Origin of the sequence: Anaeropeptidivorans aminofermentans (assembly GCF_940670685.1) — a bacterium.
In the GTDB taxonomy this organism is placed as follows: Bacteria; Bacillota; Clostridia; order Lachnospirales; family UBA5962; genus Anaeropeptidivorans; species Anaeropeptidivorans aminofermentans.
Genome location: NZ_OW711693.1, coordinates 2,192,673 through 2,214,741, shown reverse-complemented (window position 1 = coordinate 2,214,741; position 22,069 = coordinate 2,192,673). Strand labels below are relative to the sequence as shown.

The 22,069-nt window shown below is 35.8% G+C and carries 19 protein-coding genes; 9 read left to right on the top strand and 10 right to left on the bottom strand.

Going from position 1 to position 22,069, the window contains the following annotated elements; translation table 11 throughout:
- Window positions 1-194: 194 nt before the first annotated feature.
- Window positions 195-794: a VanW family protein gene (locus NBX03_RS09280; protein WP_250227502.1), complete on the bottom strand. Its 600-nt coding sequence runs from the start codon at window positions 792-794 to the stop codon at window positions 195-197.
- A 456-nt stretch (window positions 795-1,250) separates the two neighbouring features.
- On the opposite strand from NBX03_RS09280, the gene NBX03_RS09275 reads away from it, so the two are divergent.
- On the top strand, window positions 1,251-2,387 hold the full coding sequence (locus tag NBX03_RS09275) for a C40 family peptidase (protein ID WP_250227501.1): 1,137 nt from the start codon (window positions 1,251-1,253) through the stop codon (window positions 2,385-2,387).
- A 169-nt stretch (window positions 2,388-2,556) separates the two neighbouring features.
- On the opposite strand, the gene NBX03_RS09270 is transcribed toward NBX03_RS09275, so the two are convergent.
- The 7 genes from NBX03_RS09270 to NBX03_RS09240 form a co-directional block, all read right to left on the bottom strand.
- Window positions 2,557-3,486, bottom strand: a complete 930-nt coding sequence (locus NBX03_RS09270; protein WP_250227500.1) for a D-alanine--D-alanine ligase family protein — start codon at window positions 3,484-3,486, stop codon at window positions 2,557-2,559.
- Entirely contained in the window at window positions 3,483-4,388 is a 906-nt protein-coding gene (locus NBX03_RS09265; RefSeq protein WP_250227499.1) for a galactose-1-phosphate uridylyltransferase, read from the bottom strand. Before NBX03_RS09265 ends, NBX03_RS09270 begins: the two co-directional genes overlap by 4 nt.
- A gap of 138 nt (window positions 4,389-4,526) precedes the next feature.
- A complete protein-coding gene (locus NBX03_RS09260; RefSeq protein WP_250227498.1) occupies window positions 4,527-6,182 on the bottom strand; it encodes a peptide ABC transporter substrate-binding protein in 1,656 nt (551 codons plus the stop codon).
- A gap of 12 nt (window positions 6,183-6,194) precedes the next feature.
- Window positions 6,195-6,767: a lytic transglycosylase domain-containing protein gene (locus NBX03_RS09255; RefSeq protein ID WP_250227497.1), complete on the bottom strand. Its 573-nt coding sequence runs from the start codon at window positions 6,765-6,767 to the stop codon at window positions 6,195-6,197.
- 21 nt (window positions 6,768-6,788) lie between these two features.
- The gene (gene coaE, locus NBX03_RS09250; RefSeq protein ID WP_250227496.1) at window positions 6,789-7,364 is read right to left on the bottom strand and encodes a dephospho-CoA kinase; all 576 of its coding nucleotides are present in this window, start codon (window positions 7,362-7,364) and stop codon (window positions 6,789-6,791) included.
- Window positions 7,365-7,372: 8 nt separating this feature from the next.
- Complete coding sequence (polA, locus tag NBX03_RS09245; protein ID WP_250227495.1) at window positions 7,373-10,036, bottom strand: DNA polymerase I; 2,664 nt, start codon at window positions 10,034-10,036, stop codon at window positions 7,373-7,375.
- A 145-nt stretch (window positions 10,037-10,181) separates the two neighbouring features.
- On the bottom strand, window positions 10,182-10,877 hold the full coding sequence (locus NBX03_RS09240) for a tyrosine-protein phosphatase (RefSeq protein WP_250227494.1): 696 nt from the start codon (window positions 10,875-10,877) through the stop codon (window positions 10,182-10,184).
- Between the two features lie 477 nt (window positions 10,878-11,354).
- On the opposite strand from NBX03_RS09240, the gene NBX03_RS09235 reads away from it, so the two are divergent.
- Window positions 11,355-12,743, top strand: coding sequence for an MATE family efflux transporter (locus tag NBX03_RS09235; RefSeq protein ID WP_250227493.1), 1,389 nt, complete (start codon window positions 11,355-11,357; stop codon window positions 12,741-12,743).
- Window positions 12,744-13,148: 405 nt separating this feature from the next.
- On the opposite strand, the gene NBX03_RS09230 is transcribed toward NBX03_RS09235, so the two are convergent.
- Together NBX03_RS09230 and lexA are read right to left on the bottom strand one after the other, a co-directional pair.
- Window positions 13,149-13,715 carry an isochorismatase family protein gene (locus tag NBX03_RS09230; RefSeq protein WP_250227492.1) on the bottom strand — a complete coding sequence of 189 codons (567 nt, stop codon included), beginning with the start codon at window positions 13,713-13,715 and terminating at the stop codon, window positions 13,149-13,151.
- A 130-nt stretch (window positions 13,716-13,845) separates the two neighbouring features.
- Window positions 13,846-14,457: a transcriptional repressor LexA gene (gene lexA, locus NBX03_RS09225; RefSeq protein WP_250227491.1), complete on the bottom strand. Its 612-nt coding sequence runs from the start codon at window positions 14,455-14,457 to the stop codon at window positions 13,846-13,848.
- Between the two features lie 569 nt (window positions 14,458-15,026).
- On the opposite strand from lexA, the gene lgt reads away from it, so the two are divergent.
- From lgt to NBX03_RS09190, 7 genes are all read left to right on the top strand, one after another.
- The gene (gene lgt / locus NBX03_RS09220) at window positions 15,027-15,899 is read left to right on the top strand and encodes a prolipoprotein diacylglyceryl transferase (protein ID WP_250227490.1); all 873 of its coding nucleotides are present in this window, start codon (window positions 15,027-15,029) and stop codon (window positions 15,897-15,899) included.
- Window positions 15,900-16,178: 279 nt separating this feature from the next.
- The gene (gene rpsO, locus NBX03_RS09215; RefSeq protein WP_250227489.1) at window positions 16,179-16,436 is read left to right on the top strand and encodes a 30S ribosomal protein S15; all 258 of its coding nucleotides are present in this window, start codon (window positions 16,179-16,181) and stop codon (window positions 16,434-16,436) included.
- A 168-nt stretch (window positions 16,437-16,604) separates the two neighbouring features.
- Complete coding sequence (pnp, locus tag NBX03_RS09210; protein WP_250227488.1) at window positions 16,605-18,713, top strand: polyribonucleotide nucleotidyltransferase; 2,109 nt, start codon at window positions 16,605-16,607, stop codon at window positions 18,711-18,713.
- A 542-nt stretch (window positions 18,714-19,255) separates the two neighbouring features.
- Entirely contained in the window at window positions 19,256-20,518 is a 1,263-nt protein-coding gene (locus NBX03_RS09205) for a M16 family metallopeptidase (protein ID WP_250227487.1), read from the top strand.
- The gene (dut, locus tag NBX03_RS09200; RefSeq protein ID WP_250227486.1) at window positions 20,508-20,954 is read left to right on the top strand and encodes a dUTP diphosphatase; all 447 of its coding nucleotides are present in this window, start codon (window positions 20,508-20,510) and stop codon (window positions 20,952-20,954) included. Before NBX03_RS09205 ends, dut begins: the two co-directional genes overlap by 11 nt.
- Window positions 20,955-21,039: 85 nt before the next feature.
- Window positions 21,040-21,624 (top strand): DUF1836 domain-containing protein, encoded by a 585-nt coding sequence (locus NBX03_RS09195; protein ID WP_250227485.1) that lies wholly within the window; start codon window positions 21,040-21,042, stop codon window positions 21,622-21,624.
- 223 nt (window positions 21,625-21,847) lie between these two features.
- Window positions 21,848-22,069, top strand: coding sequence for a DUF378 domain-containing protein (locus tag NBX03_RS09190; RefSeq protein ID WP_330638318.1), 222 nt, complete (start codon window positions 21,848-21,850; stop codon window positions 22,067-22,069).

The following is a 22,069-nucleotide window of genomic DNA, read 5'->3' as shown; positions in this document are numbered from 1 at the left end:
TTTACAAGCCTCCGGTAATTTGTTATTATGAAAATACACGGCTCCAGAGAACAAGATAACGGCAATTTAAAGTGTTATTTGAATGCAGAATAATCATTTGAATAATAGCATTGTTATCTTACTTTTTTACTCGTTTCTCATTTTAATCCAATATTTGTTTCAAAATAAAAGCAAATTGACTTTCTAAAAACCATCTATGAAGCTTTTATAATTTCAGCCGTGAAAGTTCCTTCTCCTACATAGGTGTTTATTTTGATAGGAAAATCTAAATTATTTTTAAATTTAAGGTCCTTAGAGCCATAGCTTGTGGCTGCATCTCTATCTTCACCTACATAATGGACTTTCATTGAATGCGGATGCCTCTCTGTTATTTCAAGACCTGCTTCTATAGCCGCGTTATATAATGTAGAGCTTACTTGGCAGATGCCGCCGCCGTATTCCTTTATTTTTTCACCTTTAAAAAAAATTGTGGCCTTTTCATAGCCTCTTTCTTTGGAAGCCATGCCTACGGTGTCATTAAATGAAAATTCTTCCCCCGGATTTAATACGGTACCGTCTATAGCGACGGAAGAAAGCTTAATATTATTAAGCCTTCCGTCGTTGCTGTTGTTAAATTTTGTTGTAAAGGTCGATAAAACCTCGTATTCCTTATTGCTGTCGGGAACAGAGGCTTTTACCGAATAATTGCTTGGATCAAAATATTTAAATCCCAGCTCGGTTTTATCGGAACCGGTGCAGCCGGAAAATAAAAGTATCGCAAAGACGGCTGCAAATAAAAACTTTGATTTTTTCAATAAAACCACCCCCATTTTTGCTTTACAGCAAACGAATTTTATTACAGCCATAAATATAGCTTCATAAGAAATACTCAGAAAAAAACATGAAAGCTTTCTTCTAAAGCATTTTTTATTTAAAATTCGTTTACCATACACAATTATTATCTGCATTAAAAAGATTTTGAGTAAAGCATATTTTCCCTTATTATGAAGACAATAATAATTAAAAACTTATTAAATATTTAAAAACAAAAACCTGCTTCTGCCCATAAAAGCAGGTTTACTTTTTGGAAATTTCTACAAGAAAATAACATTCCAAAACCTTGCAACACCGCCAGAACAAAGGTTTTATGGCATATAATGTCATATAGTAATATATTTTAAAGAAATTAAAAAAGCCTTGACAAAGCTTGTTGGAATTAATATAATAATTTTGTAATAATTACGTAATAAATTAAAATTCAGGAGGAAATTATGGGCTTCCTTAAAAATATTGCAAAATTAACTGCTTTTTCGGGAATTTTTGTTATCCTTGGGTTTAGTTCCGCTTCGGCACTTACTGTAGGAAATATCAATGGCAATAACGTAAATATCCGTTCAGAAGCTTCTGCTGATTCAGAGGTAATCACTAAATATAATAAAGGCCAGACAATTAACATAGAAGGCAAAACAGGGAACTTCTACATAATAAATATTGATGACGCAAAATTATTCGTATCTGAAGAATTTGTAGATATTTTAAGAACAAAGGGCACCGTAACAGGTGAAAACGTAAACATCAGAATTTCCCCTGATACAGATGCAGATATTTATGGAAAGGCTGCTGCAGGCTGCCAATTTGATGTTATTGATAATTTAGGCGAATGGTTAAAAGTCGATTATTTTGGTGATGAAGGCTACATAAGCAGGCAATATATAGAAGGCGAGCTTATTGACGAAATGGAAACATCTGCAGTTCCTGCTGCAGCGGCTGTATCTAATGAAACCAATGAAACCCAGCAAAATAAATACGCCGTTGTAACTTCAAATACAGGGCTTAAATTAAGGAATGAACCTTCCGTTGACGCAGAGGTTTTAGGTGTTTTACAAAACGGAGATGCAGTAGATGTAATTGATGATTCCATGCAGGAATGGGCAAAGGTTTCCTTCGGCGGAACTACTGCTTATTTAAGCAAAGAATTTATAGCAATCGGATATGGTGAAAAGCCTGTAAGAGAAAATTCTCTCGGAAATCAGATGATAGAATTTGGAAAGCAATTTTTAGGAACACCCTATGTTTGGGCAGGTACAAATTTAAATTCAGGAGTAGATTGCTCAGGATTTGTATACAGCGTATTTAAAAATTTCGGCATAAGCTTAAATAGAAGCTCAAGAGACATGGTAAGAAATGGAACTCAAATCAGTAAAGACCAGCTTCAAGCAGGGGATTTGGTATTTTTTGATACTACCGGCGTAAATGACGGCGGAATATCCCACGTAGGCATTTATATGGATAACGGCAATTTTATTCATTCTTCAAGCTCAAAAAGGACATGGGGCGTAACCATAAGCAGCCTCAATGAAGATTATTACATACGTACATATGTTACTGCCGCAAGAGTTCTTAAGTAATTAATTGGACAAGCTATAATAAAATTTTTATAAAAAATAAAGGGCCTTTAGATAAAGGCCCTTTTATAATACAGAAAAAACAAGTATTTAAGATTACAAATCTTATGCTTGAATCATAATAAATTTACTATAAATAGAAAGAATGACTCATGCTGATTTTTCAATATTTTTATTTTTTCATTTCAAATTCGATAAGCGCATCTAAAAATTTACTGAATCCACCCGATTCCATAGATGCCGCTTTTGGAATCAGGCTGTGAGACGTAAGCCCGGGAAGGGTATTCATTTCAAGGACGATAATCTGCTCCTCACGAACGATCATATCCACTCTGCCATAGCCTTGGCAGTTAAGAAGGAGAAATACTTTTTTTGAAATTTCATGAATCATTGCCTGTAAAAACTTAGGAAGAGAAGAAAAGCTAATAGACGTATTGTCGTCTTTATATTTGGCGTTATAATCATAGAAATTTCTTGCAGTTTTTATGTCCAGAACGGGAAGAACCTGAAGCCCGCTTTCATTTTCGATTATTCCGCAGGTAACCTCTGTTCCCGAAACAAATTTTTCTATAAGGGCATGGTCCTTTAGGAGAAAAACTTCATTTACGGCATTTTCAAGTTCCGAAAAATCCTTAACGATGGAGATTCCTACGCTTGAACCGCCGATATTTGGCTTTACAACAAGGGGATAACCCATATCGTTTATGATGTCTTTTGAGATATTCAAATCACTGCTATTTTTTATAAGCACATCGTCTAAAACAGGAATATGATTTGCCCGCATGATTGTTTTTGAAATATATTTATCTAAACATAGGGCACTTGCAAGGACTTTACTTCCTACGTATTTTATGCCCATGCATTCCATAAGCCCCTGAACAGAACCGTCTTCTCCCAGGCCGCCGTGAAGGGCGCTTACTACAATATCCGGCGGAGAATCTAAAAGTTTCTTTATCCAGACTGTAGAGGTTTCCTTGGGTATTTCTAAAATTTCGGCAGTATATTTATTGTGGTTTAAATTGCTGTAAATTTCTTCTGCAGAGCTTAAGGAAACTTCTCTTTCATAAGAGCTTCCTCCGGCCAGTATACATACTTTAATCATATAGCCCCCCTTAATTTCTCCGCTCCCTCTAAAGGCGGAGTATGATTTATGTAGCACCCGGTGGCAAGTTCAAAGCCTGCAAATGTACCTAATCTTGGAACTATGCCCATATAAAAGGAAGAGGCATTGTATTTTCCTTTGGGAGCCATTTGAAACATAATATTATAAGATAAATCACCAAAAGTTTTATTATAAGCCTTCATTGTTTTTAAAAGAGCATCGGAAAGGCTGTAAAGCTCTTTTTCATTCAGACCCTCAAAAGGATTATGGCTGTTTTTAAAAGCGATGTTTGTATAATAGCCATAGGGTGAAGCCTCAGGACAGAAGACAAAGGCATTTTCGTTTTCGTATATGATGTAATCCTTAAGGGAATATACATAGTCCATATATCTTAAATTATGGTCTGAAAAGTATTTTTCAAAATTACTGTGGATTGTTTCCTGCCTGTAGGGAATAAAGTCCATTGCTATAATCTGCCAATGGGAATGGGTAATGGAAGCACCGGAGCTTATTCCGTCATTTTTAAAAATTTGTATATATTTAATATGCTCCATGGCATAAAGCTCTTTTGCCCTTTTCTGCATAATAGAAAAGAGCTTATTCATGTGTTTAGGAGTAAATTCATAGAGCTTTTCATCATGCTTTTTAGTGTCTATTATGACATCGTGATAGCCGGTGGGCGGCTTTATTGCAGGGTATTTATTTGGGATTACTCTTATCTCCATATCGTCTGAAAAAAGTATATCGCCTGGGGTTTTATTTTTATTATCTGGGCAAAAAGGACAGTCATCATGGTTTTCTGCTGTAGTAAATGCCCCTTTATAATGATGAGGGCGCAAGGCTCTTTCGCTGGAAATAAGGACTTTTTCGTCGGTGAGATAATCTGTCATTAGTTTATCCATATGAAATCCTCCGAAGTGTTTTAATTAAAACAAAGTGCATTTAAAGAAGTAACAAAAACCAATTCACTATGGACTATTAAAAATACCATATTTAATCCATAGTGAATATATAGTTTTCGTTACTCCTATCTTTTTACTTTATTGTACGTACCATTCGTTTATATTTGAAAAAATATTGTTAATAGAAGGCTTTTTACCGCCCTTGATATTTTCGTTATAAAGTATTACCTTTTTTCTGAAAGCAAGGCTGATACAGGGAAGCTCCGAGGCAATATGCTTTTGAATTTTACTTAAAGCGTCTTTATATTGCGCTTCGTTTTGAGCATTCTGGGCCGCTATAAGGTAAGTGTCAAGGATTTCTGAACGGTATGAAAAGAAATTGCTTCCTACATCTATCTGAGAAGAATGGAAGGCAAAGGCGAAATCCGGCTTAAGAGAAAAGTTAAACCCGCCTATAAAAATATCGTATTCCTTGTTCCGCAGTTTCTCTAAATAAGTATTATAATCGCATACGATAATATCTGTGGCGATGCCCGCTTCATTAAGGCTTGAGGAAACAAGATTTGCTATTTCTACTCTTTCTTCATTCTCTTCATTTACAAGAATTCTGAAAGAAAGGTCGAAATAAACCCCTGCTATTTCTCTATCCATTATTCCGTCGGCGTTATTATCTTTATAGCCTGCTTGAGATATCAGGTCTTTTGCTTCCTGCTTGTTATATTCATATTTTTCCACATCTTTTTCATAGGCCCATGAATCGGGGCTTATAACAGAATAGGTTCTGTAGGCGTGGCCGAGATAAACGCTTTCTATAATATAGTCCACATCGATAAGCTTTGTAATGGCCTGCCTCATTTTTTTATCCTCTAAGGCAAGATTTTTAAAATTAAATCCTATAAAATCGTAATTGCTTGTGCTATATTCGGTAAGCCCTGTTTTCTGGGAAGGGCTGTATTTGCCGAAGTTCAGTATGTCGGCAGATATAAAATCAAGAATGTTTTGTTCAAAGGAATAGTAATCCGTTTGAATATCAGAAGTTATAAGGACATTTATTTTTTGTATCAGGGGTTTTTGCCTAAAGGTGGTATTGCTTGCAGTCAGCTGCATATTCTTTACATTTTCATAGGATACGAATTTATAAAGGCCGTTTCCTATGGGGTTCAGGCTTTCAACGGAGCTGTTATCCAGTTTATTTTTATAGTAATGCTCTGGGATTGCCGGAAAAAGCAGCATATATCCAAAGCCCCCCGAGGGCTTGGATAAGTTTATTTTCACGTTGAAGCTGTCTATTAGTTCACAGCTTAAAATATCTTTAACAGTATCTTTATATATTACAGATTTGTCAGCGTTTTTAAGAGTATTTACGGAAAATATCAAATCGTTTCCGTCGAAGATTTCTCCGTCGCTCCAATAAATATTGTTTTTAAGGGTGACTGTAGCTTCAAGGCCGTTTTCGGAAAAGCTGATTTTTTCAGCTAAATTGGGAACAGGCCTTTGACTTTCATCTAAAGAAAATACAGGCTCGAAAATAAGCTTCAGCACATTGTCAACAGTAATATCCTTATTCATAAGAGGATTTAAAGTAACGGGAGCGCGCATGGAGATATTAAGCGCGTTTTCGTGTTCGGCAGAAGCTTTAGGGCTTTCCTTAACCTCTTCTGAAGGGGTAGGGGAAGCCGTAGCCTCTATTATTGTTTCGGAAGGCTCTTCCGATTGCTTTTCAAGGGGCGGAATAAGATTGCAGCCTGTTAAAAGGACTGAAAAAATTAAAATTAATGAGGTCAGTTTTTTCATTTTTTCTCCGTATCAATAAATTTTATAATCTAGAATAAATTTATATATTTTTCTATATGTATTGACTTTTTCCACGTATTTTTTAGTTTCAGGATAAGGGATACGGTAAAGGGTTTTATTATCAGTGGAGTTTTCAGGGTCATAAAGCCATTTGGAAACCGTACCGCTTCCTGCGTTATAGGCCGCCAGTGCAGTGTCCACATTTCCGTATTGCTTTAAAAGTTTTGCAATATACCAGCAGCCAACATCTAAGTTTATTTCAGGCTCTTTAATTCTTGAATAGGTATAGTTTTCAAGACCGATTTCGCCTGCGCCCCAGTCACCGGTTAACTTTATGATCTGCATAAGCCCTTCGGCGCCTCTTTTGCTTACAGCATTTGCGTCGAAATTACTTTCAGCTCTTATCATTGCGCATACAAGGTCATGGTCAAGGCCGTATTTATCGGCATATTTTATTATAAGATCAAGATGTTTCACAGGAAAGGCAATTTTAAAAGCCGTAACAAAGGCAAATATAATAAGAAAAATCATTCCTGCAAAAACCATAAATTTTTTTATCCTTCTAAAATCAATGGCAAAAAACATATTTTCTCCCCGGCAGAACGATTATATTTTCACAAGCGTATCCACGTAAGATAGAAGTTCATGAAGGCTGCCTGTATTTTCTATAATATGGTCTGCGTATTTTTTTAATTCCTCCGGATTCATCTGTTTAGAGAGCCTTTGCTTGGCTTTCTCAATACTGATATGATCACGGATGGATATTCTTTCAGCTTTTATTTCTAAAGGAGCATCGATTACCCATACTTCGTCGCATATTTCATGGAGCCCGGCTTCAATAAGCAAAGGGGCATCTATTACAATAAGCTTTTTATCTCCTTTATAGGAGGCTATTCTTTTCTCTACTTCTATAATTACGTATTTATGGGCTACTCTGTTTAAAAGCTTTAATTTTTTGTCATTATTAAATACGATTTCTCCGAGAGCTTTCCTGTTAATTTTATTATCTTCAATAATAGATTTTCCGAAAAGCCCTGTAAGCTCTTTTTTCATTTCAGGGCTTTCGGAAAGAAGCTCATGATATATTTTATCACAGTCGAGGACATATGCATATTTTTTAGAAAGATAATCGGAAACGGCAGTTTTGCCGCTTCCGGAATTTCCTGTAAGCCCTATGATCATTTGAACACCTACTTTGCATCAAACCATGTTTCTCCGCTGTGAACATCGGCAACGAGAGGAACGAGAAGTTTCACGGCATTTTCCATTTCTTCTTTCAGAAGCTTTTCAACGATTTCTTTTTCATCTTTTTTCACTTCCAGAAGAAGTTCGTCGTGGACCTGGAGAATGATTCTTGAAGCAAGGTTTTCTTTTTTCAAGCGATTAAATACTTTAACCATGGCAATTTTTATAATATCGGCGGCGCTTCCCTGAATGGGCATATTCATGGCGACTCTTTCGCCAAAGCTTCTTGTATTGAAGTTTGAAGAGCTGATTTCAGGGATTTCTCTGCGTCTTCCAAACATAGTTTTTGCATAGCCGTTTTTCTTTGCATCGGCGATGGTTCTATCCATATAGGCTTTTACCTTAGGGTATTTTGAAAAGTATGCAGAGATATAATCGTCTGCCTCTTTAACGCTTATGCCGAGGTCCTGGCTTAGGCTATAGGCGCCTATGCCGTATACGATACCGAAGTTAACGGCCTTTGCACTATTTCTTTCAAAGCTTGTTACATCTTCCGGAGCCTTGTGAAGCACCTGGCTTGCAGTAAATCTATGAATATCTTCACCCGTGCGGTAAGCCTTAATCATTGCCTCATCTTCTGAAATATGGGCAAGGATTCTAAGCTCTATCTGGCTATAATCTGCGTCCACAAGAATATATTCATCGGAGGAGGGGATAAATACTTTTCTAAGCTCTCTTCCGATTTCAGTTCTTATGGGAATGTTCTGCAAATTAGGCTCGGTGCTTGAAAGTCTCCCCGTTGCGGTTACGGTTTGATTGAAGGTTGAGTATATTTTTTCTGTTTCTTTATCCATAACAGCTAAAAGGCCGTCACAATAGGTTGATTTGAGCTTGCTTAATGTCCTGTAGTTCAGTATTTTTTCAACTACAGGATAGTCAAAGCGAAGAGGCTCCAATACATCGACAGCTGTAGAGTATCCTGTTTTGGTGCGCTTTCCGCCTTTTATCCCGAGCTTGCCAAAAAGAATGTTTCCAAGCTGAGAAGGAGAATTAATGTTAAATACTTCTCCTGTCATTTCATATATTTCTTCTGTAAGCTTATTGATATCTTCCGTCAAAAGCTTATCAAAATCGATTAGAGCATTTTTATCTACCTTTATGCCGTAAATTTCAATAAAGGCGAGAACTCTTGCCGTGGGAAGCTCTATTTCATAATAAAGTTCCTCTTGCTGATTTTCCTTTAAAAGCGCTTTCATTATAGGAAAGGCCTTAAAGGCTGTATAGCTTTGGCGGCAGCCGTATAATAATTTTGTATTGTCGTCAAGGGTTCTGAAATCTAATTTGCTTTTTCCTTTTCCTATTAAATCTTCAAGGGAAGGAAAACGCTCATTAAGATATTTTTCCCCGATATAATCATAAGTGTATGAAGATATGGAGGCGTTTAATATATATCCGCCTAATATGGCGTCAAAAATAATATTTTCAATAGCAATACCATTTTTATATAATAGAACAATGGTATTTTTCGAGTCTAAGGTGATAATTTCACATTGACTGTCATAGAAAAACTTGGTTTCAGAAAGAAATTCTTTTAATGTAAGTTCTTCATTAAATTCTATAAAGAAGCCGCCTTCTTCTTCGAAATAAAAGCTTGCTCCAAGACAGAGGCCATCTATTTCAATAAAGCTTAAGGCACAGGTACGGGCCTTTTCCATAGCTTTTAAAAGACTATCTGTTTGGCCCTTTTCCTTTATAAAGGTAAAATTAAGCTTTGAAGGGTCCTCGGGCTTTGGTGCTTCTCTTTTATCAAATTTTTTAATAAGAGACTTAAACTCAAGCCTTTCCATTTCAGACAAGGCTTCGGGATTAAAAATATTTTCATATTGGCATTTTTCTTCGGGAAGGCTTAAATTTAATTCCGTATTGATTTCAGCAAGAAATTTGCTCATAAAGGCCTGTTCCTTAAATTCAAGCATATTCTCAGAAGCTTTTTTAGGTTTTAAAGAAGCTATATTTTCATAGGCATTTTCAAGGGATTTATATTCCTGAATGATTTTAAGGGCAGTTTTTTCACCGATTCCAGGAACGCCGGGAATATTATCGGAGCTATCGCCCATAAGGGCTTTTACATCGATAAATTCCTTCGGGGTAACCCCGTATTTTTCCATTACATCCTTTTCATAATAATCTTCAACTTCAGTTTTTCCGCCCTTTGTTTTAGGAATGCGGATTTTAATATCCTCCGAAGCGATTTGAAGAAGGTCCCGGTCTCCTGAAACGAGAACTGTTTCAAGACCGTTTTTCTGAGAAGATTTCGCAAGAGAACCTAAAATATCGTCTGCCTCATAACCTTCCAATTCGTATACCGGTATATTCATTTTCTTCAAAAGCTCTTTAAGCATAGGAATCTGAGGCCTTAATTCCATAGGCATCGCTTTTCTCGTGCCTTTATATTCATCAAATTGCTCATGACGGAAAGTCTTTCCCGGCAAGTCAAAAGCAACCCCAAGATAATCAGGATTTTCTTCTTCAAAAAGCTTTATAATTATATTTAGAAAGCCGAATATTCCGTTTGTATATTCACCGTTTTTATTTGTAAGGGCAGGCAAGGCATAAAAGGCTCTGTTTATGATGCTGTTTCCATCTACAAGCATTATTTTTTCCGGCATAGTATCGCTCCTTAATAAATCTTTATTAATAGTATACCTCATATATACTTATTAAACTTAAAAACTGTTTTTTATTTTTAAGTTTAATAGTTTTCCCTAAGTCTGTAGTAAATAAACTTAGCGTTTTTAAGTTTATTTACTATAATTAAGAAAAAATCAATTTATTTTTTATATTTAGAATATCACAGTCCGTTAACCCGATATAGGATAAATAGCCTTCCACAGAATGATACTTATTCAAGAATTTTGTGAAAAAGTCAGCCAAATATTCAGGTTTTGATTGGCCCGCCCATGCGGGAAGAGAAGGCTCATCTTTACGTAATTTACAGATGATACTGTAAATATATGTATATGAAATTTGATAATCCACAAGAATATCGGGCATTGAAACTCCGGCAAGCGCGAGTAAAAGAGCTGAAATAATGCCGGTTCTGTCCTTCCCGGCGGTACAGTGAAATAATATGCCCGATTCTGTATCTGCGAACAGTTTCATAATAGAGTAAACTAATTTGTAATCTTGTAACATAGCTAAATAAGAATCGGCGATATCATTTTCTTTTTCCGGCAATCTGCCGTTTCCATATAGAGGATAATTATAATAGTTAAATCCTTTTTTATCTGCAAAAAAGCTTGGTGTTCTCTTAATCTCTTCCGGGCCGCGAAGGTCAAGAATTGTGGTAATATTATACTTATATAATTTACTTACTTCATTATCAGTAAGGTTTGCAGGAGCATCACTTCGTATAAAGCTGCCGTAACGGGTATGCCCTCCTGAGGCTATTGGATATCCTCCTAAATCCCTTGTATTTAGGGTGTTCTGAAATATAAATCTGCGCAGCATAATTATTCTCCGTTTCTAAGGGTACAGATACATATTAATGTATAGTGCAATTATCACATAATGAAAGAAAAATAGCAAGATTTTACAATGAACCATGCTTAATAAACTGAAGAAAGGCTTAATTTGAAGCTTATTATGTGTAGTCATATTTATATAAAACAATAATGATTTTTCTGTTATAGAAGGTGCTGACATTCATTGCCTGTAAGGTAGATGGTACTACTATATCTGCATATACTTATAGGGATAAATAGCACAAAAAAGCAAAAATGACAAAGGATTATTTCTCATGAAAATGTATACAGTATTCTTTAAAATAAGCGTAAATTGAGGATTGATTATATTTTTAAAAAGAGTATAATAATGTGGTACGCGTCGTATTGGTTTTACTTATATTTAATTAAAATTTTACAGCATTTTACTATAAATGGGGGATAACCCCATTTTACGCTTTGTAGAAAAATCAGGGGGAAATTTATGGAATCAAAAAAAAGGCTGAGAGAGCTGCTTACGATCTCATCTCCGATTATAATGGAGCAGGTTTTTATTACTATAATGGGCCTTGTGAATCAGTTGATGGTAGCAAATGCCATTGGAGAGCATGCAGTGTCAGCAGTAGGCATAATAGACAGTGTTAGCAATATCATGATTTCTGTTTTTGCTGCACTTACAACAGGGGGAACAATTATAGTCGCCCAGTACATAGGAAGAAAGAATATGGAGGAGGCAAAGGAGGCAGGCTCTCAAGCGTTGGTACTTGCCGTAATATTGTCTTTTTTTGTTATGGTGTTTTTTTATGTCTTTAAGGTGGGCATGATGAATTTTCTTTTTGACGGAACAGAAAAGCTGGTATACGATTCAGGATTTTCCTATTTTACCATAATCATGTTTTCTTTTCCTGTTCTTGCTATAACCCAGACTATATTTGGGGTCGCAAGAGGAAGCGGAAATACGGCTACGCCTATGCTTATTACTATTATAATGAATGTTTTTAATGTTATTTTAGGATATTTGCTTATATTCCCATGGAAGGTAAATATTTTTAATTGGCTTAATATAGAAAGCGGCGGCTTTGGAATAGAAGGGGCCGCATGGGCATTGCTTTTAGCAAGGCTTGTGGGCATGATTTTATCTGTAATACATATTATATTCTTGGAAAAAAACATACGGCTTAATAAGCTTAAATACTTTAAAATCAATTTTGCTACCCAGAAAAATGTTCTGGGCATAGGCATACCTACAAGTGTAGAATCCAGTCTTTTTCAAGTAGGAAGGCTTATTACCCAGCTTTATATAGTAGGAATGGGTACGGCGGCTATGTTTGCCAATTCCGTAAGCTCTAATATTTTCGGATTTGTAAACGTTCCAGGAAACGCCTTAAGCACAGGGGTTATGATTCTCGTAGGCCAGAAAATAGGCCGCGGGGAAGAAGAGGACGTTGAAAAAACTACTTTTTTTGCAGTAAAAGCAGGGGCGATAATGTTCCTTATTATAAGTATTGTGCTTTTCCCCATGACAGGGCTTATAGGAAGAGCATATAATGCAAGTGATGTTTCTGCAAGGCTTATCAATGGAATCTTAAAATCAGGCTTTATTGCAACGCCGATTTTTTGGACGTCTTCATTTGTAACTCCTGCTGCCTTGAGGGCAACAGGAGACGTAAAATATACCATGATAATTGCCATCGCAAGTATGTGGATTGTAAGAATTGTTCTTGGATATATTCTTGGGGTTACGATGGGCTTTGGCGTTTATGGCGTATGGGTAGCAATGTATTCCGATTGGGTAATCAGGGGTCTTTTCTTTACTTTAAGAATGAAAAAAGGCGGCTGGAAGAAAAGACTTGCAGTAAATATGGCAAAATAAATACTCCCATAATATCTATAGATGCTATATTAAAAAGAGCTAATGTATTTTAACATATAGTAAAATAGCTTTATGGTATTAACAAAAATCTATTTTTTATAAACAGCTTAAATATAATAGAAACGTTTATGTTAAACCATTTAAATATGCGGTTTTGTTACTGTAATTAAATTATTTTACTATATAATATAGCCAAATTGCTTTTATTCCGCAGTAAGTATTTGGCTCTAAGAGGGTATAAAATAAGGGAAAAGCAATTTGGCAATGTTGCTATTTCATATTAATTCAAGTATAAGCGTAATAGGTGAAGGATTATTGGGCGGTGCCCATTGCCTTATAAAATAAAAACCCGTATTGAAATTTCAATACGGGTTTTTATTTTGGATAATTGGAAGCTACTAACTATTATAATATTTCTACTCCCAGAACCTCTTTCATATATTTAAGGCATTCCTGCTCCCTTTCAGGATTAAAAGAAGCACAGCCTTTTGTGTCGACGGTTATTTTTATAGGCTTATCTTTATTGCAGGCACAATTATAAAAGGCAATAACGTTTTGGAATACGCATATATCTGTAACTACTCCCGCAAAAGTGAAGTCGTTATATTTATCTACTAATTGGGAAATAATATCACTGTTCAGGCTGTATCCTCTTTTGCTTAGCAAAAGGATGTTGGAATCAGGCTTTTCTTCATAATTTTTAAGCTTTCCATAATACCCATAGCCCTTTTCACCGTATATGCAATGGGGAGGGAATACTTTACCTTCCGGGTGGGAATTTTCAGTAAAGTCCTTTATGTTATGGCTATCATAAGTAAATATGACACCGCTGTAGTTACCGTCAGAATTAAAATCCTCAATTAGCTTTACCAGATGGTGTTCAATATTTCTCGCTGCCTCTCCGGCTGAAAGCTTTCCGTCCTCTGCTACGAAATCGTATTGATAATCTACTATTATTAGAGCTTTTTTCATAAATAAAGCCTCCTGAATGATAAATATATCTTGAACAATAATGAAAATTTAGTTTTAAAATAGGAATAGAAACATCTTCATAGTATTTTAGGAAATATAATCATATATTATTACTGGATATTGATATTTACTATAATTTCCTGAAAAGGCCGATGACCTTTCCTATAATGGTCACATCTCTCGTAATAATAGGGTCGAAAAAGGGGCTTTCCGGCTGGAGCCTCACATGGTCCTTTTCTTTATAAAATGTTTTAACCGTTGCGGAATCGTCTAAAAGGGCAACCACGATGTCGCCGTTATCGGCATAGGACTGCTGGCGGACAAGAACAATATCTTTATTATGGATGCCGGCGTTTATCATGCTGTCTCCGGCTATTCTTAAAAAGAAGCAGGTATAATCGTTTATGTATTCCGAAGGGACAGGGAATGTGCCCTCAATATTTTCTACGGCAAGTATAGGTTCTCCGGCAGTAACTTTTCCAACAATAGGAATATTTATAACCCCTCTCATAGGGGCGTAAAAATCTTCTTCAAGTATTTCAATTGAGCGGTTTTTGGAAGGAGAACGCTTTATATAGCCCTTTCTTTCAAGGGTCTCAAGATGAGAATGAACTGTAGAAGTTGAACTTAAGCCTACAACGGCGCATATTTCCCTAATTGAGGGAGGGTAGCCCTTGGTGCGAATTTCTTCTTTTAAGAAGTCGTAAATCATCTGTTGCTTGACAGTTAATTTCTCCGGCATAAGAAATACCTCCGTTAATGAATATATTTAAGTATACTATAGATAAGTATAAAGATAGTTTATAAAGGTTTGTTAAAGCAAGAACCGTGTATATATTGTGTACTAGAAATCTAAATCAAGCTTTGCTTATTTTAATATACCGTAAAAGAATTTCATACATTTTGCTTTGCAAAATATATTCATGAACATAATAAAATAACGTACACTCATACATTTCTTTCCAAGAAATGTATTCGGAAGCCAATCAAGTGAAGCTTGATTTGGTATACCATAAAAGAATTTCATACATTTTGCTTTGCAAAATATATTCATGAACACAATAGAACCACCTACACTCATACATTTCCCAAGGGAAATGTATTCGGAAGCCAAATCAAGTGAAGCTTGATTTGGCTTCCATTATACCACAACCGCTACCTTATTGAAACAAATGTTCATAAAAAGATTAAGAATTTCTTATATTGCATTTATACAGATAGTTATATTTATGTTTAAAACTATAAGCTTTTGACATATGGGCTTAATTATTATATAATTTTCACATTATTTAAGTATTTGGAGGCGGAAAGATGGAGAATTATCCTGATGCATGGTTTGTTAATTTAGGAATAAAAATAAATAATCTTCCGAGAGTTGCAATAGATATATTTGGATTTGAAATATACTGGTATGCGATTATAATAACTATAGGTATCGGAATAGGAATTCTTTATGCGTATCATGAAGCTAAAAGAACGGGACAGGACCCTGAAACCTATATCGATTTTTTCTTTTATGCCTTTATTTCCGCTATTGTGGGCGCAAGGCTATATTATGTCATATTTTCATGGGATATTTATAAAGACGATCTTATAAAAATATTTAACACAAGAGGAGGAGGCCTTGCTATTTACGGAGGGGTAATAGGCGGAGTGCTTGCTGCCTTTGTCTATTCTAAGGTAAAAAAGCTTAATTTCTTTCAAATTGCCGATACGGCGGCCCCGGCCCTTATTATCGGACAGGCCATTGGCCGATGGGGAAATTTCCTTAACAAAGAAGCTTACGGTACATTTACAGATTCTCTTTTTGCATTAAGATACAAGGTTTCGGGAGATATGTATATTCCCCAAAGTGTGTTTGAAAAAATTATAAACTTTGAGGGCATCCAGTATATACAGGTGCACCCTACATTTCTTTATGAGTCAATTTGGAATTTAGGCGTTTTTATCATGCTCAATATCCTGAAAAAACATAAAAGATTTGAGGGAGAAGTATTTTTAATGTATTTCGTTGGATATGGCATTGGGCGGTTTTTCATTGAAGGCCTGAGAACAGACCAGCTGATATTCTTTGGAACAGGTCTTGCAGTAAGCCAGATTCTTTCTGCCGTTCTTGTGATAATTTCCATTGTTGCAATCTTTTATTTAAGAAAACGAAGCACTGAAAGAATTTATACCAAGTAAGCATCTCTTTATAGTTAACAAACAAACTTCTAGCTTTATTAACTATAAAACTGCATGATTAAGATTTTCTATATTTATATGATAATATACTTATAGAAAAATGTTCAAATAATACAAATATCAGATCTCCTGTGGTTTTCTAAATTACTGCAAGAGGCCATAAATTAATAGTTGCGTTATTAAAAATACTGTGATAAACTTGTAAAGTAAGCCAATGCCCAGATATGGAATCTCCAACCTTTTCTTGGCATCTGGTGTTAAGAATATTAGGAGGATGTCATGAAAGACAAAAAAGATATTATTAAAGAATTCGGAAGAAACGAATTAGACACAGGTTCTTCTGAAGTTCAGGTAGCATTATTAACAGAAAGAATCAACCACTTAACAGAGCATTTGAAGGTGCATAAGGAAGATCACCATTCAAGAAGAGGGCTTTTGAAGATGGTTGGTCGCAGAAAGGGCTTATTAGATTATATTAAGAAAAACGATGTAGTGAAGTATCGTGAGCTTATTGCAGCCCTTGGATTGAGAAAATAATGCAATTAATAAAGGCGCCCTATAAAAGGACGCCTTTTTGTTAATAATATATACATTAAAGAAAGGGTTCGCAGCATTTTAAACAGAATAGGGCTTCAACTTTTTTATATGAATTGATTGAGGCTGTATTTTGTTTAAAAGTGACTGCATACCCCAAAGGAGGATTATATGTATAAAACTTATTCAATGGATTTGGGCGGACGTAATTTCAGCGTTGAAATCGGCAGAGTTGCAGAGCTTGCAAATGGCGCAGCTATCGTAAGATACGGTGACACCACGGTTCTCGTTGCCGTAACGGCTTCCGAAAAACCGAGAGACGGAATTGACTTTTTCCCTCTTTCAATAGACTATGAAGAAAAGCTTTATGCCGTTGGCAAAATTCCCGGCGGATTTATAAAAAGAGAAGGAAGACCTACAGAAAAGGCAATTCTTACATCAAGGCTTATTGACAGACCTATTAGACCGCTTTTTCCAAAGGATTACAGAAATGATGTTTCTGTAGTTGCCACTGTTTTAAGCGTTGATCAAGATTGCAGCCCTGAAGTTGCTGCTATGATAGGCTCTTCTTTAGCTTTATCCATATCTGATATTCCTTTTATGGGACCTACAGGCTCTGTAAATGTAGGCTTGGTAGACGGACAATACGTATTAAACCCATGTGCCGCTGAGAGAGAAAAAAGCAGGCTTTCTTTAACCGTAGCTTCGACGAAGCATAAGGTTATGATGATAGAAGCAGGAGCCGATGAGGTTTCCAACGAAGAAATGCTTAAAGCTATCATGTTCGGCCATGAAGCAAACAAAAAAATAGTTGAGTTTATTGAAGAAATAGTGAAAGAAATCGGAAAAGCAAAGCATTCCTACGAAGATAAGAGCGTTCCTTCAGAGGTATATGATAAGGTTAGAGATATTATCACTGATAAGCGTATGGAAGAAGCCGTATTTACCGATATGAAGCAGGAAAGAGAAGAAAGACTTGCTCTTCTTAAAGATGAGGTTAATGAAAAGCTTCTTTCAGAAGTAAGCGAAGAAGAACAGAAAGAGCTTACTGCCATCATAGGGGAAGCAATCTATAAATTTGAAAAAGAAACCGTAAGAAGAATGATTTTAAAAGAGCATAAGCGTCCAGATGGAAGAAAGCTTGATGAAATCAGGCATTTATCTGCGGAAGTAGACATAGTTCCTAGGGTTCACGGCTCTGCGCTTTTCAGTAGAGGACAAACTCAGGTTTTAACTATAACAACCCTCGGCTCCATGGGCGAGGTTCAGCATTTAGACGGCCTTGACGAAGCAGAAGATATGAAGCGCTATATGCATCATTATAATTTTCCAAGCTATTCCGTAGGTGAAACAAGGCCTTCAAGAGGTCCCGGAAGAAGAGAAATCGGCCACGGTGCTTTAGCGGAAAGAGCCCTTCTTCCTGTAATTCCTTCGGAAGAAGAGTTTCCTTATGCCATAAGGCTTGTTTCTGAGGTTTTAAGCTCCAACGGCTCCACAAGCCAAGGAAGCGTATGCGGGTCCTCCCTTTCTCTTATGGCTGCCGGCGTTCCCATTAAAAGCGCTGTAGCAGGTATTTCCGTAGGCTTAGTTACAGGAGACGAAGGGGAATTCACGCTTTTAACAGATATTCAAGGCATTGAGGACTTTTTTGGTGATATGGACTTTAAAGTTGCAGGAACAAAAAAGGGAATTACAGCAATCCAGATGGATATAAAAATTGACGGTCTTACAGAAGAAATCATCAAGCTTGCATTGGAAGATACCGAGAAATCAAGATTTTTCATCTTAGATGAAATCATGAACGTATGCATAGATAAGCCTAGAACAGAAATTTCCGAGTACGCTCCGAAGATTGGCATGCTTACAATCGATACTGAAAAGATGGCTGAAGTAATCGGTTCCAGAGGAAAGACGATTAAGCGTATTATCGAAGAATCCGGCGTAACGAAGATTGATACGGAAGACGACGGAAGAATATTCATAGCCGCCCAGACTATGGAAAGCGTAAGACGTGCCATGGATATCATAAATGCAATTGTTATGGATCCAGAACCAGGAAAGATTTATACAGGAAAAGTAACAAGAATACTCAATTTCGGTGCATTTGTTGAAATCGCACCTGAAAAAGAAGGGCTTGTTCATATTTCCCAGCTTGCTAAGGAAAGAGTAAACAAGGTAGAAGATATTGTTAACGTGGGCGATATAATACAGGTTAAATGTATTGAAATTGACGATCAGGGCCGCATCAATCTTTCAAGGAAGGCAGCTCTTCCTCAATAAGCTTTAAAATAATTTATAGGGCAGCAGGCATTGTCTGCTGCCCTTATTAAATATTAAGGATTATAGTAAAAATATGATTATAGTAAATTTTTATAGCGAAGTAACAGAACCTATCCATAAAGGCTCAAAATACGGATTTTCGCAGGAAACATGTACAGCAATAAATAATAAAGTTTTCAGTATATAAAATCAAACCAAAGCAATTTTACAAAATACGATTTATTAGGGCTCTTTCAAAATGGATTTTTGAGTCTGCATGAATACATAGTTTAGTTATTGTTTGACCTTAAATTTACTATAAGCTTTCAAAAATTTATAAAAATACTTTTTTCGCCGTATTTCTCCATCTATAAAAGTAGATTTAAAATAGTTTAATTTAACTTTATTGGAGTATACTAAACTCAAAGTGTGTTTTGAAACGTTAGACACTCGTATATTTTATTTAAAAAGCAATTTCTTCATTAAAAATATTCGAACTTCCATTTTTATATATCTATTTCAATATACACACTAGAAAAAGATAATTTTGAAAGGAAATTTTTATGATAGAAAATATAAAATTAGAAAATAATCTTCAGATCGTTTTTGAAAAAATACCTTCTGTCCGTTCCGTCTGTTTTGGCATATGGGTAAAAAACGGTTCAAGAAATGAAAGTGCTAAGGTTAACGGAATCTCTCATTTTATTGAACATATGCTCTTTAAAGGTACCGAGAAATTGAGCGCAAGAGATATAGCGGATAAAATGGACGCCGTAGGGGGACAGCTTAACGCTTTTACTTCAAAGGAATATACCTGCTATTATGCAAGGGTACTGGATACCCATTTTGATGTAGCTATCGACGTGCTTACAGATATGTTTTTAAATTCTAAATTTGATAATGATGAAATCAATAAAGAACGAAACGTTATCATGGAAGAAATCAATATGTATGAAGATACCCCGGAGGATTTGGCCCATGATTTGATTCATCAATGTGTTTGGCGTGACGATTCCTTGGGATTTCCTGTTTTGGGAACAAAGGAAAGTATATCAACATTTAACCACGATATATTTGTCAATTATTTTAACAGGAATTATTATCCTGAAAATACGGTTCTTGCAGTTGCCGGAAACTTTGACAGGGATAAAATTCTTGAAAAATTAAGTGATATTTTTAAGGATTACGGAAGAAAGAACCCTTATCAAAAGAAGAAATTTAAAACTGCCTACACCCAGGGAATCATAACAAAAGTAAAAGATATAGAGCAGGTTCATATGATTGCCGCATTTCCCGGCGTAGGCATGGGAAGCGAAGATTCCTATAAAATGGCTGTATTAAACACTATCTTCGGCGGGGGAATGAGTTCTAGGCTTTTTCAGGCGGTAAGAGAGGAAAGCGGCCTTGCATATTCGGTTTATTCTTTTAATTCAAGCTTTGCAGACGGCGGGCTTTTATCTATCTATGCAGGCCTTAATAAGAATCAGGCTCCGGAGCTTATAGATAAAATTATAAATGAAATAAAAAAACTGAATACGAATAAAATAACAGAAGAGGATTTGGCAAAAACCAAAGAGCAGCTTAAAAGTAATTACGTTTTAAGCCTTGAAAGCACCACCAGCAGAATGAACGCCATCGGCAGAGGGCAGCTTATGCTGAATAAGGTTTTGACCCCCGAAGAGGTAATAGAAAAAATAGATAAGGTTTCCATTGCAGACCTTTATGAATTAACAGAAAAGACATTTGATTTTGACCAGATGAGCATATGTGCAGTAGGAAACGTAGATGGCCTTGATTTTCAGGAGATGATTCAAAATGCAAAATAAGTTTCTGATTACCCGTATGGATAATGCTAAAGACCTTAAGCTTCCTTCTTATATGACAAGGGGCGCCGCTGGAATGGATTTATACGCCAATGTAACTGAGGATACCTTAATAAAGCCAGGGGATATCAAATTAGTTCCTACAGGGATAAAAATATCCATACCCGAAGGGTATGAGGCTCAAATAAGGCCTAGAAGCGGACTGGCTCTTAAATACGGCATAAGCATGGTAAACGCGCCGGGAACCATAGATTCCGATTATAGAGGAGAAATTAATGTTATCCTGATTAATTTCGGCAAAGAAGACTTTATTGTAAAAAGAGGCGAGAGAATAGCACAGATGGTCATAAATAAGGTTGAGGTTGTGAACTTTACGGAAACGGATGCTCTTGACGAAACCGAAAGAGGCGCGGGCGGCTTTGGCCATACAGGTTATTGACAAAGATGAAGAGCATATAATATAATAGTGTAGAGTAGTATTCTATTGTATGCAGACTTATAAAGTGTATTAATCGAGGTGCGTTATGGATGGTATATCAGAAGGATTTGATAAGGAAAAGGTTCTCGGTTTAAGCTCTAGTATCAGTATAGTCAATATACTTGCCAATATTGAAAGCTATAATGATGAGATGACCATATCTCAGGTAGTTCGTTTTTTTGAAAGGCATGGGCTGAACTTTACAAAGACCATGATACAAAACTATATCAGAGTGGGCCTTATTCCGCCTCCTTTAGAAAAACGCTATTATACGAAGAAGCATCTAATACTTCTAACCATAATAGATAGCTTTAAGGATATCTATTCTCTTGATGAAATAGGCAGGCTTTTTAAGCCTATATTAAAAGATACAGAGACTTTTGATGACGATATTATAGATATGAGTGTTATCTATAATGAATTTTACAGATATTATCAAAGAGCCATAAATGATTGGGCTGAAAACCTTCCTAAGGTCTTTGAAGATATTGCCGAAACTGCCAAAAGCAATGTTTCTTCCCAGGAGGATCAGGAAACAGTTACATTTTTTCTTTCCTTAATGTCCTTAATGGCACACAGTATTGCAACAAAACAGCTTGCAAATTTAATTATGAATAAAAATAAGCTTTAATGCCAATTATAATTTTTACCTGATTTTCCAGTTTATCTTAGGCAATGGAAAATTATAATCTTTTAACTACTTTTTGGTTTAATAATTAATAGCAGCATGCAGATAATAAAGATGTATTTATATATAAATTTAATTTGTATATGAATAAAAGGTATTAATATCTTTATACATGCCTTATTACGTTATTTTAAGGCTTTCATCTAGCCAAAAGGAGGGTTAAGAGATGAGAATGAGATCAATTGAAGCTATATTTTTGACCATAATTATTATTGGTGCAATAAATTGGGGTCTTGTAGGTTTTTTTCAGTTTGACCTTATAGCAAGACTGTTCGGCGGAATGAGCAGCATTATAAGCAGAGCCTTATATGCAATCGTCGGAATAGCGGGTATCTACTGCCTTACTCTTTATGGACGAATGGCATATGTTGATCAAGATGACAGGTGA

Excerpts from the sequence above, each read along its gene's own strand:
- NBX03_RS09255 (WP_250227497.1), bottom strand. The coding sequence starts at position 6,767 with ATGTTTTTTGCCATTGATTTTAGAAGGATAAAAAAATTTATGGTTTTT.
- polA (WP_250227495.1), bottom strand. The coding sequence starts at position 10,036 with ATGCCGGAAAAAATAATGCTTGTAGATGGAAACAGCATCATAAACAGA.
- NBX03_RS09265 (WP_250227499.1), bottom strand. The coding sequence starts at position 4,388 with ATGGATAAACTAATGACAGATTATCTCACCGACGAAAAAGTCCTTATT.
- NBX03_RS09235 (WP_250227493.1), top strand. The coding sequence starts at position 11,355 with ATGGAATCAAAAAAAAGGCTGAGAGAGCTGCTTACGATCTCATCTCCG.
- lgt (WP_250227490.1), top strand. The coding sequence starts at position 15,027 with ATGGAGAATTATCCTGATGCATGGTTTGTTAATTTAGGAATAAAAATA.
- rpsO (WP_250227489.1), top strand. The coding sequence starts at position 16,179 with ATGAAAGACAAAAAAGATATTATTAAAGAATTCGGAAGAAACGAATTA.
- NBX03_RS09195 (WP_250227485.1), top strand. The coding sequence starts at position 21,040 with ATGGATGGTATATCAGAAGGATTTGATAAGGAAAAGGTTCTCGGTTTA.
- NBX03_RS09275 (WP_250227501.1), top strand. The coding sequence starts at position 1,251 with ATGGGCTTCCTTAAAAATATTGCAAAATTAACTGCTTTTTCGGGAATT.
- NBX03_RS09270 (WP_250227500.1), bottom strand. The coding sequence starts at position 3,486 with ATGATTAAAGTATGTATACTGGCCGGAGGAAGCTCTTATGAAAGAGAA.
- NBX03_RS09230 (WP_250227492.1), bottom strand. The coding sequence starts at position 13,715 with ATGAAAAAAGCTCTAATAATAGTAGATTATCAATACGATTTCGTAGCA.
- NBX03_RS09240 (WP_250227494.1), bottom strand. The coding sequence starts at position 10,877 with ATGCTGCGCAGATTTATATTTCAGAACACCCTAAATACAAGGGATTTA.
- lexA (WP_250227491.1), bottom strand. The coding sequence starts at position 14,457 with ATGCCGGAGAAATTAACTGTCAAGCAACAGATGATTTACGACTTCTTA.
- coaE (WP_250227496.1), bottom strand. The coding sequence starts at position 7,364 with ATGATCATAGGGCTTACAGGAAATTCCGGAAGCGGCAAAACTGCCGTT.
- pnp (WP_250227488.1), top strand. The coding sequence starts at position 16,605 with ATGTATAAAACTTATTCAATGGATTTGGGCGGACGTAATTTCAGCGTT.
- NBX03_RS09190 (WP_330638318.1), top strand. The coding sequence starts at position 21,848 with ATGAGAATGAGATCAATTGAAGCTATATTTTTGACCATAATTATTATT.
- NBX03_RS09205 (WP_250227487.1), top strand. The coding sequence starts at position 19,256 with ATGATAGAAAATATAAAATTAGAAAATAATCTTCAGATCGTTTTTGAA.
- NBX03_RS09260 (WP_250227498.1), bottom strand. The coding sequence starts at position 6,182 with ATGAAAAAACTGACCTCATTAATTTTAATTTTTTCAGTCCTTTTAACA.
- dut (WP_250227486.1), top strand. The coding sequence starts at position 20,508 with ATGCAAAATAAGTTTCTGATTACCCGTATGGATAATGCTAAAGACCTT.